The following is a 15,024-nucleotide window of genomic DNA, read 5'->3' as shown; positions in this document are numbered from 1 at the left end:
ATTCATGCGGAAACACGACCGAGGAGGACCGCGTCCTCCAAGGCCCAACTCAAAGACACCGCATCGCCGACCGATACGGGTTTGGAGAAATAATCGCCGTCGCTTGCAATGACGGTAAAATCGTCGCTGCCCGCGCCGATAACGGTGATCTTCACCGAGGCGCCGCGATATTCGACATTGGAAATGACGCCATTGAAGCCGACACCCTTGTCGGCGGTTGCCGCAAGACGCACGCGGTCAGTGCGAATGCCGATATCGACGGCCTCGCCCACGTCCCTGCCGGTGCCACGCACGGAAAAGCTCTGGCCCTCCGGCGCGGTCAGTGTCAGCACACCGTCTTCGCTGGACGTGACCCGACCCGAGAGCACGTTATGATCGCCCATAAAGCGGGCGACGAAGGCGGTCGCGGGACGTTCGAAGACTTCGCGGGGCGCCGCCGCCTGTTCGATCTTGCCGTCGTTCATGATCACCATGATATCGGCGAGCGCCATAGCCTCTTCCTGGCTGTGCGTGACATGCACGAAGGTGATCCCGAGCGTCTTTTGCAGCTTCTTCAGCTCGGCGCGCATGCGGATCTTCAGGAACGGATCGAGCGCCGACAGCGGCTCGTCGAGCAACAACGCCTCGGGATCGGTGATCAGCGCGCGGGCGAGCGCCACGCGCTGCTGCTGCCCGCCAGAAAGCTGCGCCGGACGTCGCGTGGCGTAGGCCTCCATCTGCATCAGCTTCAGCATTTCGAGCGCCTTGGCGCGCCGCTCTTCCTTGTCCACGCCCTTCATCTTCAGGCTGAAGGCGACGTTGTCGATGAGGTCGAGATGCGGAAAGAGAGCGTAGGACTGGAACATCATCGCCGTGCCGCGCTTGGCCGGCGGAAAGTCGGTGACGACGACGTTCCCGAGCCGGATGTCGCCCGACGAAATGCTTTCATGACCCGCGATCATGCGAAGCGTGGAGGTCTTGCCGCAGCCGGAAGGTCCTAGAAAGCAGCAATAGGAGCCGGCCGGTATCTTCAGGCTGATGGCGTGGACGGCGGTCGTCGTGCCATAGACCTTCGAAACGGACGCTATATCGATCTCTGCCGCTTTCGACATCGTATTCCCCTCTGTTTGGGAACGACAATGCATCTGGCGTGCCAAGTCTGTTGCGCCGCGCTAAGCTTTTGTGAATCATGGAGTTTCGGCGCAGCGCGAGCGGAGTGCCTTATATAAGGCAAACGCGTGTTTGCACATGAAATAGGCTTTCGTCTGCAATATGTGCACTAGATCGTATACGATTATGCTTTCCTTTTGCGACAAATTCCGTTTAACTTTTATGGCGAACGCGGATATCATTCCGTCGATTATCAGGTATCCGCTCTTATGAACTCCACAGCAGACGCGCTCCAGACGACCAGCGATTCCAATGAAACCGGCGCCCAGCAGATTCGCGACGCCATTCGCGAGGCGATCGTCGAGCGCAGGCTTTCCCCGGGTACGAAGCTCTCCGAGAGCGATGTTGGCAATCTGTTCAATGTCAGCCGCACGCTGGCGCGCGCCGCCCTGCAGGCCCTGTCCTATGAAGGGCTTGTGAGCGTCGAGAAGAATCGCGGCGCGTTCGTTGCCTATCCCTCGCCCGAGGAGGCCCGGCAGATCTTTGCCGCCCGCCGCCTGGTGGAGCCGGGCATTCTGAAGGAAGCGGCCGAACGGATCACGCCCTCGCAGGTCCAGCACCTGAAGCAGCTTCTGCTCGAAGAGGGCCGGCTGATGGCGGAACGCGGTCAGTCCGCGCGGCGCGCCGAGATCAAGGCCTCCGGCGATTTCCATCTCGTGCTCGCCTCGATCTCCGGCAATCTGATCATGCAGCGCTTCATGGAAGAGCTTGTCGCCCGCTCATCCTTGGTCATCGCGCTTTACGGCCAGTCGAGCGTATCGAGCTGCGGTCATTCGGAGCACGGCGACATCATCGCCGCCATCGAGCGCAAGGATATCGAGACGGCCTGCCATCTCATGCTTCACCATATTTCCCATATCGAAGCCGATCTCGATCTGCGCGCGCGCAAGAGCGTCGGCCTGAGGGAAGCCTTCGAGCAATAGACCCGCCAACGGTGTCTATCTCGACATTTCCTTCTCATCCCATGCCATGGAGATAGATTTGAGCCCGATTGAAACTCTTTTCACCCGAGCAAAGCTCGCCGATGGCTCCCTCAAGGACATCGGCGTATCCGGCGGTCGCATCATTTCGATCGAACCATCAAGTGCGGAGGCCCCGCTTGCCGAAAGCGTCGATCTTGGCGGCGCGCTCGTTGTGCCCGGCTTCGTCGAAGGTCATATCCATCTCGACACCAGTTTTTTCGGTGATGCCTGGATACCGCACAAGCCCTGCACCAACGGCTTCGATGTGCATGAGCGCGTCGCGTTCCAGGCGCAGAACATGGCGCAGGCCGCCGCCATGGACGTGCGTGCGCGCAATCAGCTGGATCTCTGCATCGCCAATGGCAGCACGCAGATGCGCAGCCATGTCATGGTCGACGGATCGGTCGGACTGAAATCGCTGGAAACCGTTCTCGCTGTCCGCGAGGAATATCGTGACTATATCGACATCCAGCTCGTCGCCTTCCCCCAGAGCGGCATCTTGAAGAGCCCGGGCACCCCGCAATTGATGGACGAAGCCATCTCCATGGGCGCCGATCTCGTCGGCGGCCTGGACCCGGCAAGCTTCGACCGCGATGTAGCGGGACACCTAAACGTCGTCTTCGGCGTTGCCGAAAAGCATGGCGTCGATGTCGATATCCACCTTCATGACGGTGGCACGCTCGGTCTTTTCACCATCGAGCAGATCTGTGCTCGCACGCGTGTACTCTCCATGCAGGGACATGTCGCCGTCAGCCACGCCTATGGGCTCGGCGATCTCCCAGCGGATGCGGCCAAGCGTGCCGCCGAGACGATCGCCGCAAGCGGCGTGTCCATCATGACCAACGCGCCCGGCAACCACGCTTTTCCGCCGGTGGCGTTGCTGCGCGGGGCGGGCGTCACAGTCTTCAGCGGCAGCGATAATATCCGCGATTCCTGGTGGCCCTATGGCGATGGGGACATGCTCGGCCGGGCGATGATGATCGGATATCGCTCGGGCTTCTATACCGACGATGAATTGAAAGCCGCCTTCGATGTCGTCACCGACAGCGGAGCCAAGGCGTTGCGTCTCGAGAATTATGGGTTGAACATCGGTGCGAAAGCGGATTTCGTGACGCTGAAGGCGGAGCATGTGCCCGAAGCGGTCGTTGCCCTTCCAAAGGAGCGCTCGGTTTATAAGTCCGGCCGGCTCGTCGCCAGGAACGGAGCCGTTATTCGGGCGTGACATATCTCAGATATTGCATTCGAACTTTCTATTAGCCAATTGAAAAGGTGCCATAATGCTCGATCTGGTGATTTCGAACGTGCGTATCGCCGGCCGCAATCAGCCTCTCGACATCGGCATCCAGGATGGCAGGATAGCGGCGCTCGAAACCGGTCTCGTGTCCGATGCGCCACGTCAGGATATGTGTGGCTGTTTTGCCTTTGGCGGTTTCATCGACAGCCATATTCATCTCGACAAGGCCTGCATCCTCGACCGTTGCCTGATCTGCGAAGGTACGTTGGAAGAAGCTGTGCGCGAAACAGCGAAGGCCAAATCCGCCTTCGCGGTTGAAGATGTCTATGCGCGCGCCGCGCGTGTCGTGGAGAGCGCCATCGTCAACGGCACGACAGCGATGCGGACCTTCGTGGAAGTTGATCCGCGCGCCGGCTTTCGCTCATTCGAGGCTATCCGACAGATCAAGCATGATTATCGCTGGGCACTCGACATCCAGATCTGCGCCTTTGCGCAGGAGGGCCTGACCAATGAACCCGAGACAGCATCGATGCTGGACAAAGCGCTCGGCGACGGCGCCGACCTCATCGGCGGCTGCCCCTATACCGATCCCGATCCGCAGGCGCATATCCGGGGGATTTTCGATCTTGCCGAGCGCCACGGCGTCGATGTCGATTTCCATCTCGATTTCGATCTCAACCCAGCGAACTCCGCTATTCCGGCGGTCATCGTCGAGACGCAGCGACGCGGCTATGGCGGGCGCGTATCCATCGGTCACGCCACCAAGCTTTCCGCTATGCCGCGGCAGGAGGTCGTCGCGGTCGCCATGCGGCTCGCCGATGCCGGTATCGCCGTTACGGTTCTTCCCGCGACCGACATGTTCCTGCTCGGTCGCGACCGGGATCATCTGGTGCCGCGCGGCATAGCCCCTGCACTGCTCCTCGCCACACATGGCGTCACGGTCACGGCCGCGACCAACAACGTGCTCAATCCCTTCACGCCTTACGGCGACGCTTCGCTTGGCCGTATGGCCAATCTCTTTGCCAATGCGGCGCAGCTTTCACGCGATGAGGACATCGCCACTGCATTTGACATGGTGACCGGCAATGCTGCCCGCCTCATGCGGCGCGACTATGCGCTCCAGCCGGGAGCGCCGGCGGATATCGTCATAGTCGATGCCGCCGATCCGCTGTCCGCCATCCGCGAAATCCGCCTTCCGATCGCCGGCTGGAAGAATGGCCGACAGACATTTAGCCGCCCAAGGGCGCACCTGCTTTATCCATCCGTCTGAGGGGCAATTGTTCGCCCGTTAGCTTCGGAGCGTCTTGTCCAGCCAAGTGGCGAAGAAATCGGGCCATTCGGCGGAAGGTGTGCCCTTCTTGCCCATGGCGAACCCATGCCCGCCGCTTGCGAGACGGTGCAGTTCGACAGGCACGCCTGCCTGTTCGCATGCCGCCTGCATGATCAGCGTGTTGGCCGGGTTGGAGACCGGGTCGTTCTCCGCCTGAACGAGAAACATCGGCGGACAGTCGCTGCCAACATGCGTTTGAACCGACCACCTGGCGCTCATCTCGGGGCTCGGATGGTCGCCGACAAAGATGCGCCGTGTCGACGTGTGATCGTAGGGCGGCTCCAGGGTGATCACCGGATAGATCAGGGCTGCGAAATCCGGGTGCGCCGAAAGGGCATCGGTTTTGTCGACGGCGGGATAGGACGCAAAGGCCGACCAGGTTGCAGCGAGACCGAACAGATGCCCGCCCGCCGAAAACCCGAGAAGGCCGAGCCTTTTCGGGTTGATGCGAAAGCTCTTTGCATTGGCCCGAATGAGGCGGATAGCACGCTGGGCATCCTGCAGCGGCGCGAACGGGCCGTTGGTCCATCCCTCGCCCGGAAGGCGGTAGCGCAGGACGAAGGCCGTGATATTTCGATCGTTCAGCCACGAAACCGCAGGAAGTGCCTCCTGACCCTCCTCAATCCGCTTATAGCCGCCGCCCGCCGCGACAAGCACGGCATCGCCGTTCGGACGCGCCGGCGTATAGACCGTGATCGACGGCATGGCGATATCGGTGAGCGCGCCCCAGGCATTTACCGAGGTCGGACCAGACGGACCGCCGCCACCGGGCGGCAGCCCCGGCCAAAGCGGGAGCGAGGCGGCGGCGGGAATGGGCGTGGGAGCAGCCAGTGCCTTGCTGGAAAGGGCGGCGGCACCGATTGCCGCCAATATCGATCGGCGTGTCAACATTCACAATCCTCGCAAGCACCTTGGCAATTCGCAATGGTCGAGGCCTTATAGCAGTGTTTCAAAGCAAATCCTTGCAACATTCGTCCCTTCAACGGGCCCATCAACCATAGGAAAATCGGCTTTCACAATCACTTGCATCTCGCGTGATCTTGCCTAATCTTTGACCGGCGTCCAAGAAATGGGCGATCAATCCTCAGAAAAATCACCGGGAACGAAAACATGGAATTGACTCCAGGGAATTCCCCGGACAAATATATTTTAGATTTAAAGTATTTTCCGCCATCCGCGTGAAATTTGGCGGCCGACTTCCCGAAGCAGATTCCTGGAGGCCTAGATGTCCCTGTCGTTTCATGCATTCAGAAGAAAATTGTTTATTGCCAGTGCCGCATTTATCGTCGCTACAAGCGCGACGCAGGCTGCGGATTTCAAGTTTGCAGGTCCTCTCGATGCCTATACGCTTGATCCTCACGCGGTCTCCAACACGCTGATCTTTGCGGTGCTTAGCAATGTCTACGAGCCGCTGGTGCGGCGCGGCCCGGATCTTTCGCTGCAGCCGGCGCTGGCAACGGCCTGGACCCAGCTCGACGACACTACTTGGGAGTTCACGCTTCGACAGGGTGTGAAGTTTGCCAATGGCGATGATTTCAGCGCCGATGACGTGGTCTTCTCGCTTACACGCGCCAAAGCCGGCGGCGTCAAGGCCAACCTCGCTTCCATCGCCTCGATCGAAAAGATCGACGATCACAAGATCCGCCTAAAGACCGTCGCCGCCGATCCGATCCTGCCGAACGAGATCATCAACTGGCTGATCATGGACAAGAAGTGGGCCGAGGCGAACGGCGCAGTACAGCCGGGAAGCGCCAACAATACGACTGAAACCTTCGCCAACCGCAATACCAACGGCACAGGTCCCTACGTCATCAAGGCACGCGACCCCGGCGTGAAGACTGTGTTCGCAGCCAATCCCGCCTGGTGGGACAAGCGAAGCGGCAATGTCGACAATGCCACCTTCTTCGTCATTCCCAATCCTTCCACCCGCGTCTCGGCACTGATCTCCGGCGAGGTCGACATGATCGATGGCCTCCCGCCGCAGGATGCCGACCGGGTCGGCAAGACCGAGGGCCTTCGTGTTCAGGCAGGGCCGGATCTGCGCACGATCTATCTGCAGCCGGACGTGGCGCGTAACACACTGATCTTCGGCAGCGAGAAGGACAAGAATCCGTTCCAGGATGTCCGGGTCCGCCAGGCGATGCAGCTTTCAATCGATACGGACGCGATCAAGAAGCGCATCATGCGCAATTTCTCTGTCCCCGTCGGCCTGCCGATCGGACGCGAGGTCAACGGCTTCGATCCGGCAATCGGGGAACCGGTGAAACCCGATCTCGACAAGGCCAAGGTACTGATGAAGGAGGCCGGCTATGACAAAGGCTTCTCCGTCACGCTCGACTGCACCAACGACCGCTTCATGAACGACGAAGCCACTTGCATTGCCATTGCCGGCTCGTTGGCGAAGATCGGCATCAAGGTCGAGCCCCGCGCACAGGCGACCAGTCGCTGGGCGACGCAGATCAATCCGCCGGAATACAATACCAGCCTGGCGCTGCTCGGCTATTCGCCAGCGACCTACGACGCGCAGCTCTTCCTGACCTCGATTGCCGCTACACGCGACCCTAAGAGTGGACGCGGTGCCTTCAACATCGGCGGCTACTCCAATCCGGATGTGGATCGCCTGATCGGCGAGATGGCCAGAGAGAAGGATCAGGAGAAACGCAAAGGTCTCATCCAGCAGGCCTTCAAGATTATCAAGGACGATGTAGCGTTCATTCCGCTCCACCAGCTGAACATTCTCTGGGGCGTTAAGAACAACATCACCGTCGTGCAGCCAGCCGACCTTGCCTATCCGCTCCGCTATTTCATGGTGAAATGATGACCCTTGCTGCTGATGTCACTGGCCAGCTTGCGAAACTGGTGTCCTTCCCGACCGTCAGCGCGGTCTCCAATCTGGCACTGCTCGACTACATCGAGAGCCAGACTGCTCCTTTCGGAGGGCGCGTCCGCCGGTTTGCCAGTCCGGAAGGCGACAAGGCCAATCTTCTGGTCAGCATCGGGCCGGAGGAGCCGGGTGGCATCATCTTCAGCGGCCATACGGACGTGGTGCCGGTAGAGGGCCAAGCCTGGAGCGCCGATCCCTGGGTCCTGCGAAAGAAAGCCGATCGCGTGATCGGACGCGGCGCGACGGACATGAAGGGCTTTCTCGCCTGCTGTCTCGAGGCGATTCCGGGCATCGTTGCAAAACCATTGAAGAAGCCGATCCATCTCGCCTTCTCCTATGATGAGGAAGTCGGCTGCACCGGCGTCGGATCGATGGCGGAGTGGGTCGGAGCCAGCGGATTGAAGCCGAGATTGGCGGTGATCGGCGAACCCACGAACATGGGGCTGATATCTGCGCATAAGGGCGGGTTGATCGGCTGGACGCGTGTCAAGGGCAAGCCCGGCCATTCATCGCAGCCAGACCGTTACGTCAATGCGGTGATGATCGCGGCCGAGGTGATTTCGGAGATCAACCGCATCCGCGAGGACATGCGCAACGGCCCGCAGTTCGACGGCTTCGACCCACCCTATTCCACCACCCAGGTCAATGTCATCAAAGGCGGCCTGCACGGCAACATCGTCTCCGAGAGCTGTGATTTCTTCTGGGAGATGCGGATCATCCCCGGCGAAAGCGATATGGCCGTTCTCGATCGGATGAAGCGTTTCGCCGCAACGCTCGAACCAGCGATGAAGGCTATCGACCCGGCATGCGGCATCAGCTTCGAGATACAGGCGCGCATACCGGGGTTGAAGCCCACCGGCGATGCCGCGCTTGAAGCGGAATTGCTCGGGCTTCTCGGTCGCACCGAGCCGCACTACGTGCCTTACGGAACCGAGGCCGGCATCTTTCAGAATGCGGGCGTCCCTTCGGTGGTGATCGGCCCGGGCGACATCGCCGACGCGCATCAACCGAATGAATCGATCGCCACGGACGAGCTCGAACGTTGCGTCGCCTTCCTGCACAAACTTGGTGATAGCTGCTGCTGAGGGGGATACGCATTGTTTGCCTATGCCGCCTCTCGGGTTATCCAGACCGTTATCGTCCTGTTGGTGATCAGCTTCATCGCCTTCCTGCTGGTCACCAATATCGGTGATCCGCTGGCGGCACTGCTGAGCGCGGATTCGACCGTGGCCGAGCGAGCGGATCTCATCGCGCGGCTCGGTCTCGATCAGCCGTTGCTCCTGCGGTTCCTGCATTTCATCGGCAATTTCCTGCGTGGCGATTTCGGCCTCTCCTATCGCACGCAGGATCCCGTTGCCCATCTGATCGCCGAACGGCTGCCCGCAACCATGGAGCTTGCCGTCGTCAGCCTGCTGATCACGCTGGCCGTCGGCATTCCCGCCGGCATCTATTGCGGTGTTCATCCTAAATCGGCCCTTGGACGACTGATCATGGTCGTGTCGGCCGCGGGCATCACCCTGCCGAATTTCGTGGTGGGGATCGTGCTCATCGCCATCTTCGCGGTCCGGTTCGGCCTGTTTCCCTCCTTCGGACGTGGCACGACGGTCGATCTCGGTTTCTGGACGACGGGGCTTTTGACCGCCTCAGGCTGGCGCGCCATCATTCTTCCCGCGACAACGCTCGCCACCTTCCAGGTCGCCTTCGTCATCCGCATCCTGCGCACGCAGCTCATGGAGGTCGGCCAGAGCGAGCACATCCGGTTTGCTCGTGCCCGCGGCCTTTCGGAAGCGCGCATCTGGTACGTCTACGCCATCAAGAATACGTTGCTGCCCGTCATCACCGTGCTCGGCCTGCAGCTCGGCAATATCATCGCCTTTTCGGTCGTGACGGAAAATGTCTTCGCCTGGCCCGGCCTCGGCTCGCTTTTCCTGCAATCGATCCAGTCCGCCGATATCCCGGTGATCGCGATCTATCTCATCTTCGTCGGTGTCGTGTTCATGATCATCAATCTCGCCGTCGAGCTCTGTTATCCGCTGATCGATCCACGCGTGCTGAGGAGGCAATCCTGATGTCCGTCGTGAACACCCCGGCCGCCCCCAAAAGACGCAATGCGCTGCTGCGCGCGATTCGGGCCTCTCCCGCGCCAAGTTTTTGCGCCGCCATCATCCTCGCGCTTTTTGTCTACGCCTTCGTCGTCCCGCTGTTTTCCGTCAATCCTTTCGCGTTCGAGGGCATGTCGGTGATGGATTCCTTCACGCCGCCGGTCTGGATGCCGGATGGCAATGCGGCCTTTCCACTTGGAACCGACGACCAAGGCCGCAATCTTTTGACCGCCATGGCCTATGGGCTACGCACCTCCATCATCGTCGGAATCCTCTCCGTGCTGATCGGGCTCGTTGTCGGCGGTGGCCTCGGCCTGATTGCCGGCTTTGCGGGTGGCAAGGTTGATGCCTTCATCATGCGGGCGGCGGATGTGCAGCTTGCCTATCCGGCCCTGTTGCTCGCCATGATCATCGATGGCGCGGCGCGCGCGGTGCTCGGCCAGGACCGTGACGTCTTCACGGCGATCGCCATCATCGTGCTGTCCATCGGCATCGCCTTCTGGGTTCAATACGCCCGCACCATTCGCTCTTCCGTGATGGTGGAGAGGGATCAGGATTACGTTTCCGCCGCAAGGATCACTGGCAGGAGCAATATCAGCATCCTTCTGCTGCACATCCTGCCGAATGTCATGGCGCCGGTGCTGGTCATCGCGACGATTAACCTCGGCATCGCTATCATCACCGAGGCGACCCTGAGCTTCCTCGGTATCGGCATTCCTGTCACCACGCCCTCGCTCGGCGCGCTGATCCGTAATGGCAACAATTTCCTGCAATCGGGCGAGTGGTGGATATCCGTCTGGCCATGCCTGTTCCTGGTTTCCTTCGTTGTCTCCGTCAATATCCTCGGAGACCATCTGCGCGACGTCTATAATCCGCGCCTGAGAGGTCGTTCATGATCGACGCGCCGCTGCTGGATGTTCGCGATCTCACGGTCAAGATCAATCGGGACGGTAACGAGATCACCGCGCTCGATCATGTCTCCTTTTCGGTCGCGCCCGGTGAGGTGCTCGGCATTGTCGGCGAATCCGGCGCCGGCAAATCGATCACAGGTGCCGCAATCATCGATCTGCTCGTTCCGCCGCTGAAGAGAACGGGCGGCGCGATCACGCTGCAGGGACAACGGATCGATCAATTGAGCGGCAAGGCCATCCGCAATATTCGCGGCGGCCGCATCGGTTTCATCTTTCAGGATCCGATGACCAGTCTCAACCCGGTCATCCCGATCGGCCGTCAGCTCTGCGACACGATCCAAGCGCATGCGAAGGTCGACAACGGTAAGGCCAAGGCCAAGGCGCTCGAATGGCTGGACAAAGTGGGATTGCCCGACCCTCAACTGAATTTCAAACGCTATCCGCATCAGCTCTCGGGCGGGATGCGGCAGCGCGTGGTGATCGCGCTGGCACTCTGCGCCAATCCCGCCCTCGTGATCGCCGATGAGCCGACGACGGCCCTCGATGTTTCGGTTCAGGCGCATATCCTGCAATTGCTGCGCGACCTGCATCGCGAAAGCAAGGTCAGCATGCTGCTGATCACCCATGATCTCGGCGTCATCGCCAAGATGGCGGACCGTGTCGCCGTCTTCTATGCCGGCCGCGTTGCGGAAATCAGCCCGGTGGCAGAACTCTTCCATTCGCCGCGTCATCCCTATACGCGCGGACTGATCAATGCGACGCCGATGCCGGCGGCAGGTGGCGCGATACGTCTCGACCAGATCCCCGGCGCGATGCCTGGCCTTGGCGCGGTCCCGGCCGGATGCGCCTTCCATCCGCGCTGCTTCAACGTGCAGGCGGACTGTCGCGCGGCGGTGCCTTCCCTGTCGAGTGATGGTAGCGCCGCCTATTCCTGTTTCCACCCGCTGGAAAGGCAGGCTGTCCAATGAATGCTGCGGAGTTTCTGGTTCTCGATCGCGTGAGCAAGGTCTACCGGCGCCAGCAGGGACTTTTCGAACGCTTGAAGAAAAGCCACGGCCAAGACGGCACCAAGGCAGTGAGCGAGGTCAGCCTCACCATCCATCGTGGTGAGACCATGGGGCTTGTCGGCGAAAGCGGCTGCGGGAAATCGACGCTGGCGCGCCTTGTCTCCGGCCTGATGCAGCCGACGGACGGCACGATCGATTTCCGGACTGCGGGAAGCGCCAAACCACGCCTGCAAATGATCTTCCAGGATCCCTATTCCTCGCTCAACGGCCGCTGGAAGATTGCCGATATCATCGCCGAGCCGATCGTCGTGCACAAACTTCGAACCGGACGCAGCGCCATTCGGGCGCGCGTCGATGAACTGCTCGAACAGGTCGGGCTATCGCGCGCCGACGGCGAAAAATATCCGCAGGAGTTTTCGGGCGGCCAGCGGCAACGCATCTCGATTGCCCGCGCTTTGGCGGGAGAACCGGAATTCCTCATCCTAGACGAACCGACAAGCGCACTTGATGTCTCCGTTCAGGCACAAATCCTCAATCTTCTTCGTGACTTGCAGAAAAATCTTCACCTGACGAGCCTGTTCATCACGCACAATCTTTCCGTCGTTCGCATCATGGCCGATCGCATCGGTGTCATGTATCTCGGGGAACTGGTGGAAGAAGCCGCTTCTGAAGAGCTATTCACCACGCCGCGCCACCCTTATACCCGCCTTCTGATCGACGCGGCGCCGGATCTGGATGTCAACGACCGGTCGCTTCACCCGATCGCCGGCGAGTTGCCGAATCCCGCAGATCCGCCGGCAGGATGCCGGTTCAACACACGCTGTCCTTTCGCCAAGGATATCTGTCGCGGCACTCCGCCGCCACAACACCTCACGCCGACAGGCGGGATGTTCCGCTGCCATTTCGATCTCGATCTTGCCGGCACCACCATCAAGCCTTTGCTGGAAAGACGAAAGACGGCCTGACCGTCTTCTCCGTCAACCGTTTTATTCCGAAAGGTCCGCCTATGTCCGTCACCCTCTCCGCTTCCCGCGATGCCGCGATTGAGGAGGCCGTGGGGTTCCTGCTTAACGGCATGTTCGAAGAAACACTTCGTCGCTGGGTGGCCATTCCATCCGCAAGCCGCGTGGCGGTCAACAAGCCGGATCTCTGGCGCTACATCACCGAAGAGATGCAGCCGTTGTTCGAGCGTCTGGGTTTCAAGACGCACATTCTTGAGAACGACCTCGCGCCAGGCCCTTTTCTTCTTGCCGAACGGATCGAGGATCCCGGCTTTACGACGATCCTGCAATATGGCCACGGCGATGTCGTCGCCGGTCTCGATGAGCAGTGGGATGCGGGCCTGTCACCCTTTGCGATGACGGAGAAGGACGGCCGATGGTACGCCCGTGGCACCGCGGACAACAAGGGGCAGCACGCCGTCAACATCATGGCGATCGAAGCCTTGCTTGCGGTGCGCGGCGCGCTCGGCTTCAATTTGAAATACCTGATCGAGATGGGAGAGGAGTCCGGCTCGCTGGGCCTGGAGGAGATTTGCACGGTCCATCGGGAAGAGCTGAAAGCGGATGTCTTCATCGCCTCCGATGGCCCTCGCCTTGCGTTGGAACGGCCGACGATCTTTCTCGGCGCGCGCGGCGGCATGTCTTTTGAGTTGGAGATCGAAGCCCGCGAGAATTTCCAGCATTCGGGGAACTGGGGCGGCATTCTGTCCAATCCGGGCATAGAATTGTGCCATGCCATCACCGCGCTGGTCGACCGCGCAGGCCGCATCAAGGTGCCGGACATGACGCCGGGCCGCATCCCCGACAATGTCCGTACCGCATTGAAAGACTGCAAGATTGTCCCGGCGCCTGGCGATCCAGCGGTTGAGGCATGGTGGGGCGAACCAGGGCTCACGCCCGAGGAGAAAGTATTCGCCTGGAGCTCGTTCGATATCATGGAAATGGAATGCGGCAATCTTGCCCAGCCGCTCTATGCCATCCCTCCGCGCGCCCGCGCCCGCGTCCAGCTTCGCTTTCCGGTCGGCGTCGATCCGACGGCTGTGGTGCCGGCCGTAAGGTCGGCTCTTCGAGAGGCGGGCTATGAGCGCGTGAATGTAAAAGGCCCGACCGATGCGATCTTTCTCGCCAGCCGTCTCGATCCCGATCATCCCTGGGTCCGGGCGATTGCAGCCTCGATCGAAAGGACGCTCGGCTTCCCACCGGCAATTCTCCCCAACCTCGGCGGCTCGCTGCCGAACAATATCTTTTCCGATCTGCTCGGCCTTCCCACGATCTGGATACCGCATTCCTATCCGGGCTGCCTGCAACATGCCGCCAACGAGCATCTGCCGATCAGCATTGTCCGCGAGGGTCTTGCGATTATGGCCGGGCTCTATTGGGATCTGGGGAGTACAACGGCGGCCTGACGGCTCTACTTCTTCAGCTCCCGCTCGAATTCCTCGATCTGCTGAATAACCCATGGGTCACCGGCGGAATACTGAACAGCCTCGTGATCCACCCGCTGCCGGCGCCACCCTAATATCCAGTCGATCAAAACTTGAAACAGCCGCATGCGAGCATCCATGTTCTTTTGGAACGTGAAAGGCCCGACCACCGGCCTCGTGAGCTTTATCAGTAGTCGAGCCTCAACCAGCCGCAAGGCGTTGCGGCGATTGCCTATTTGCCTTCGGCTAAATGAACGTTAGCTGAACATGCTTACACTTTATAAGCGAGAAAACATGTTCTTCGCAGCGCTCGAACCTTGCCGGAAATGGGAAATGCCATCCGCTTTTTTGTCCCCCGGAAAGGCAATTGCAGATGCGACGAACGACGTCGATTTGGAAAAAATTGGCTTCCTCGTATGCTTTTTCTGCCAGCCGTACCGATATGACGTAATATGACCTAGTCGCCACGGGACAGCAGCGCTACATCACGCCGCGCTGCTTCCGATTTCCCCGGAGCGGCATAAGCTTGGCCTCGCTTCCGCGGGGCCTTTTTTCTTTTGTGAGGATTGTGCCGGCCGAGACGCGGCTCTTGCCGGCTTTATCGCCGGGGTTCGCCACCAGGCGCATAGACGGTGTTCTGCTCGAAGCGGAAGACGGTCCCGCAGCTACAACGAATCATGTGCTTGCGCGGATCGGCCGATGGCCGTTCCGTGGAAAAGCCGCGCGGCATTTCGTCGATCCTGAAATCCCGGCTGGGTCCAGAGCGATCGTCGCTTTCGGAGACTTCCGCAAAGCCGGCATGGCCGCACTTCGAGCATTCCAGCTTTCGTGAATATCGATCTCGCGCAGCCATTCTTTTCCAATCCGGGACTCAATCAGGCCCCTTCTATCAGGGCTTTTCCCGCTCTTGAAGACCGTTGGCACCACAGCGTTGATCGAAGCATCCCTAAAAAAATAGCGTGACGGACAGGAAAAGAGATTGACCTGATAGCAGATGTCAGACCAATTTAGCCTTCATGA

General features: G+C 60.2%; 14 protein-coding genes. 10 read left to right on the top strand and 4 right to left on the bottom strand.

What is annotated here, in order from left to right; genetic code table 11:
• Nucleotides 1-2: 2 nt before the first annotated feature.
• Complete coding sequence (locus AB6803_RS02915) at nucleotides 3-1,091, bottom strand: ABC transporter ATP-binding protein (protein ID WP_371107450.1); 1,089 nt, start codon at nucleotides 1,089-1,091, stop codon at nucleotides 3-5.
• Between the two features lie 267 nt (nucleotides 1,092-1,358).
• Between AB6803_RS02915 and AB6803_RS02910 the strand changes: the two genes are divergently transcribed.
• From AB6803_RS02910 to AB6803_RS02900, 3 genes are read left to right on the top strand one after another with little or no spacing between them, the layout of a single operon-like run.
• Nucleotides 1,359-2,072 carry a GntR family transcriptional regulator gene (locus AB6803_RS02910; protein ID WP_371107449.1) on the top strand — a complete coding sequence of 238 codons (714 nt, stop codon included), beginning with the start codon at nucleotides 1,359-1,361 and terminating at the stop codon, nucleotides 2,070-2,072.
• Nucleotides 2,073-2,130: 58 nt separating this feature from the next.
• Entirely contained in the window at nucleotides 2,131-3,333 is a 1,203-nt protein-coding gene (locus tag AB6803_RS02905; protein WP_371107448.1) for an amidohydrolase family protein, read from the top strand.
• A 55-nt stretch (nucleotides 3,334-3,388) separates the two neighbouring features.
• Nucleotides 3,389-4,615 (top strand): amidohydrolase family protein, encoded by a 1,227-nt coding sequence (locus AB6803_RS02900; protein WP_371107447.1) that lies wholly within the window; start codon nucleotides 3,389-3,391, stop codon nucleotides 4,613-4,615.
• A gap of 18 nt (nucleotides 4,616-4,633) precedes the next feature.
• Here AB6803_RS02900 and AB6803_RS02895 read toward each other — a convergent pair whose 3' ends face one another.
• Complete coding sequence (locus AB6803_RS02895) at nucleotides 4,634-5,566, bottom strand: alpha/beta hydrolase (protein WP_371107446.1); 933 nt, start codon at nucleotides 5,564-5,566, stop codon at nucleotides 4,634-4,636.
• 334 nt (nucleotides 5,567-5,900) lie between these two features.
• Between AB6803_RS02895 and AB6803_RS02890 the strand changes: the two genes are divergently transcribed.
• Genes AB6803_RS02890 through AB6803_RS02860 form a run of 7 tightly spaced genes read left to right on the top strand, consistent with a single transcriptional unit; the run spans nucleotide 5,901 to nucleotide 13,986 of the window.
• Entirely contained in the window at nucleotides 5,901-7,493 is a 1,593-nt protein-coding gene (locus tag AB6803_RS02890; RefSeq protein ID WP_371107445.1) for an ABC transporter substrate-binding protein, read from the top strand.
• Entirely contained in the window at nucleotides 7,493-8,644 is a 1,152-nt protein-coding gene (gene argE, locus AB6803_RS02885) for an acetylornithine deacetylase (RefSeq protein ID WP_371107444.1), read from the top strand. Before AB6803_RS02890 ends, argE begins: the two co-directional genes overlap by 1 nt.
• 12 nt (nucleotides 8,645-8,656) lie before the next feature.
• Complete coding sequence (locus tag AB6803_RS02880) at nucleotides 8,657-9,628, top strand: ABC transporter permease (protein WP_371107443.1); 972 nt, start codon at nucleotides 8,657-8,659, stop codon at nucleotides 9,626-9,628.
• On the top strand, nucleotides 9,628-10,557 hold the full coding sequence (locus AB6803_RS02875; RefSeq protein ID WP_371107442.1) for an ABC transporter permease: 930 nt from the start codon (nucleotides 9,628-9,630) through the stop codon (nucleotides 10,555-10,557). Before AB6803_RS02880 ends, AB6803_RS02875 begins: the two co-directional genes overlap by 1 nt.
• The gene (locus AB6803_RS02870; RefSeq protein ID WP_371107441.1) at nucleotides 10,554-11,540 is read left to right on the top strand and encodes an ABC transporter ATP-binding protein; all 987 of its coding nucleotides are present in this window, start codon (nucleotides 10,554-10,556) and stop codon (nucleotides 11,538-11,540) included. The genes AB6803_RS02875 and AB6803_RS02870 overlap by 4 nt, the downstream gene beginning before the upstream one ends.
• Nucleotides 11,537-12,544, top strand: a complete 1,008-nt coding sequence (locus AB6803_RS02865; protein ID WP_371107440.1) for an ABC transporter ATP-binding protein — start codon at nucleotides 11,537-11,539, stop codon at nucleotides 12,542-12,544. The genes AB6803_RS02870 and AB6803_RS02865 overlap by 4 nt, the downstream gene beginning before the upstream one ends.
• A 41-nt stretch (nucleotides 12,545-12,585) precedes the next feature.
• Nucleotides 12,586-13,986 (top strand): M20 family metallopeptidase, encoded by a 1,401-nt coding sequence (locus AB6803_RS02860; RefSeq protein WP_371107439.1) that lies wholly within the window; start codon nucleotides 12,586-12,588, stop codon nucleotides 13,984-13,986.
• A 5-nt stretch (nucleotides 13,987-13,991) separates the two neighbouring features.
• Here the strand turns inward: AB6803_RS02860 and AB6803_RS02855 are convergent, their stop codons facing one another.
• Nucleotides 13,992-14,132, bottom strand: coding sequence for a hypothetical protein (locus AB6803_RS02855; protein ID WP_371107438.1), 141 nt, complete (start codon nucleotides 14,130-14,132; stop codon nucleotides 13,992-13,994).
• Between the two features lie 470 nt (nucleotides 14,133-14,602).
• The gene (locus AB6803_RS02850; protein WP_371107437.1) at nucleotides 14,603-14,857 is read right to left on the bottom strand and encodes a hypothetical protein; all 255 of its coding nucleotides are present in this window, start codon (nucleotides 14,855-14,857) and stop codon (nucleotides 14,603-14,605) included.
• Nucleotides 14,858-15,024: the final 167 nt, after the last annotated feature.

Source organism: Rhizobium sp. RCC_161_2, assembly GCF_041355235.1.
Classification (GTDB): Bacteria; Pseudomonadota; Alphaproteobacteria; order Rhizobiales; family Rhizobiaceae; genus Rhizobium.
The sequence above is the reverse complement of the archived record's forward strand: the minus strand, read 5'-3'. Positions and strand labels throughout refer to the sequence as shown.

Bases quoted from the DNA above. Each gene is read 5' to 3' on its own strand.
- AB6803_RS02915 (WP_371107450.1), bottom strand. From the start codon at position 1,091: ATGTCGAAAGCGGCAGAGATCGATATAGCGTCCGTTTCGAAGGTCTAT.
- AB6803_RS02910 (WP_371107449.1), top strand. From the start codon at position 1,359: ATGAACTCCACAGCAGACGCGCTCCAGACGACCAGCGATTCCAATGAA.
- AB6803_RS02900 (WP_371107447.1), top strand. From the start codon at position 3,389: ATGCTCGATCTGGTGATTTCGAACGTGCGTATCGCCGGCCGCAATCAG.
- AB6803_RS02895 (WP_371107446.1), bottom strand. From the start codon at position 5,566: ATGTTGACACGCCGATCGATATTGGCGGCAATCGGTGCCGCCGCCCTT.
- AB6803_RS02890 (WP_371107445.1), top strand. From the start codon at position 5,901: ATGTCCCTGTCGTTTCATGCATTCAGAAGAAAATTGTTTATTGCCAGT.
- argE (WP_371107444.1), top strand. From the start codon at position 7,493: ATGACCCTTGCTGCTGATGTCACTGGCCAGCTTGCGAAACTGGTGTCC.
- AB6803_RS02875 (WP_371107442.1), top strand. From the start codon at position 9,628: ATGTCCGTCGTGAACACCCCGGCCGCCCCCAAAAGACGCAATGCGCTG.
- AB6803_RS02870 (WP_371107441.1), top strand. From the start codon at position 10,554: ATGATCGACGCGCCGCTGCTGGATGTTCGCGATCTCACGGTCAAGATC.
- AB6803_RS02865 (WP_371107440.1), top strand. From the start codon at position 11,537: ATGAATGCTGCGGAGTTTCTGGTTCTCGATCGCGTGAGCAAGGTCTAC.
- AB6803_RS02860 (WP_371107439.1), top strand. From the start codon at position 12,586: ATGTCCGTCACCCTCTCCGCTTCCCGCGATGCCGCGATTGAGGAGGCC.
- AB6803_RS02855 (WP_371107438.1), bottom strand. From the start codon at position 14,132: ATGCGGCTGTTTCAAGTTTTGATCGACTGGATATTAGGGTGGCGCCGG.
- AB6803_RS02850 (WP_371107437.1), bottom strand. From the start codon at position 14,857: ATGGCTGCGCGAGATCGATATTCACGAAAGCTGGAATGCTCGAAGTGC.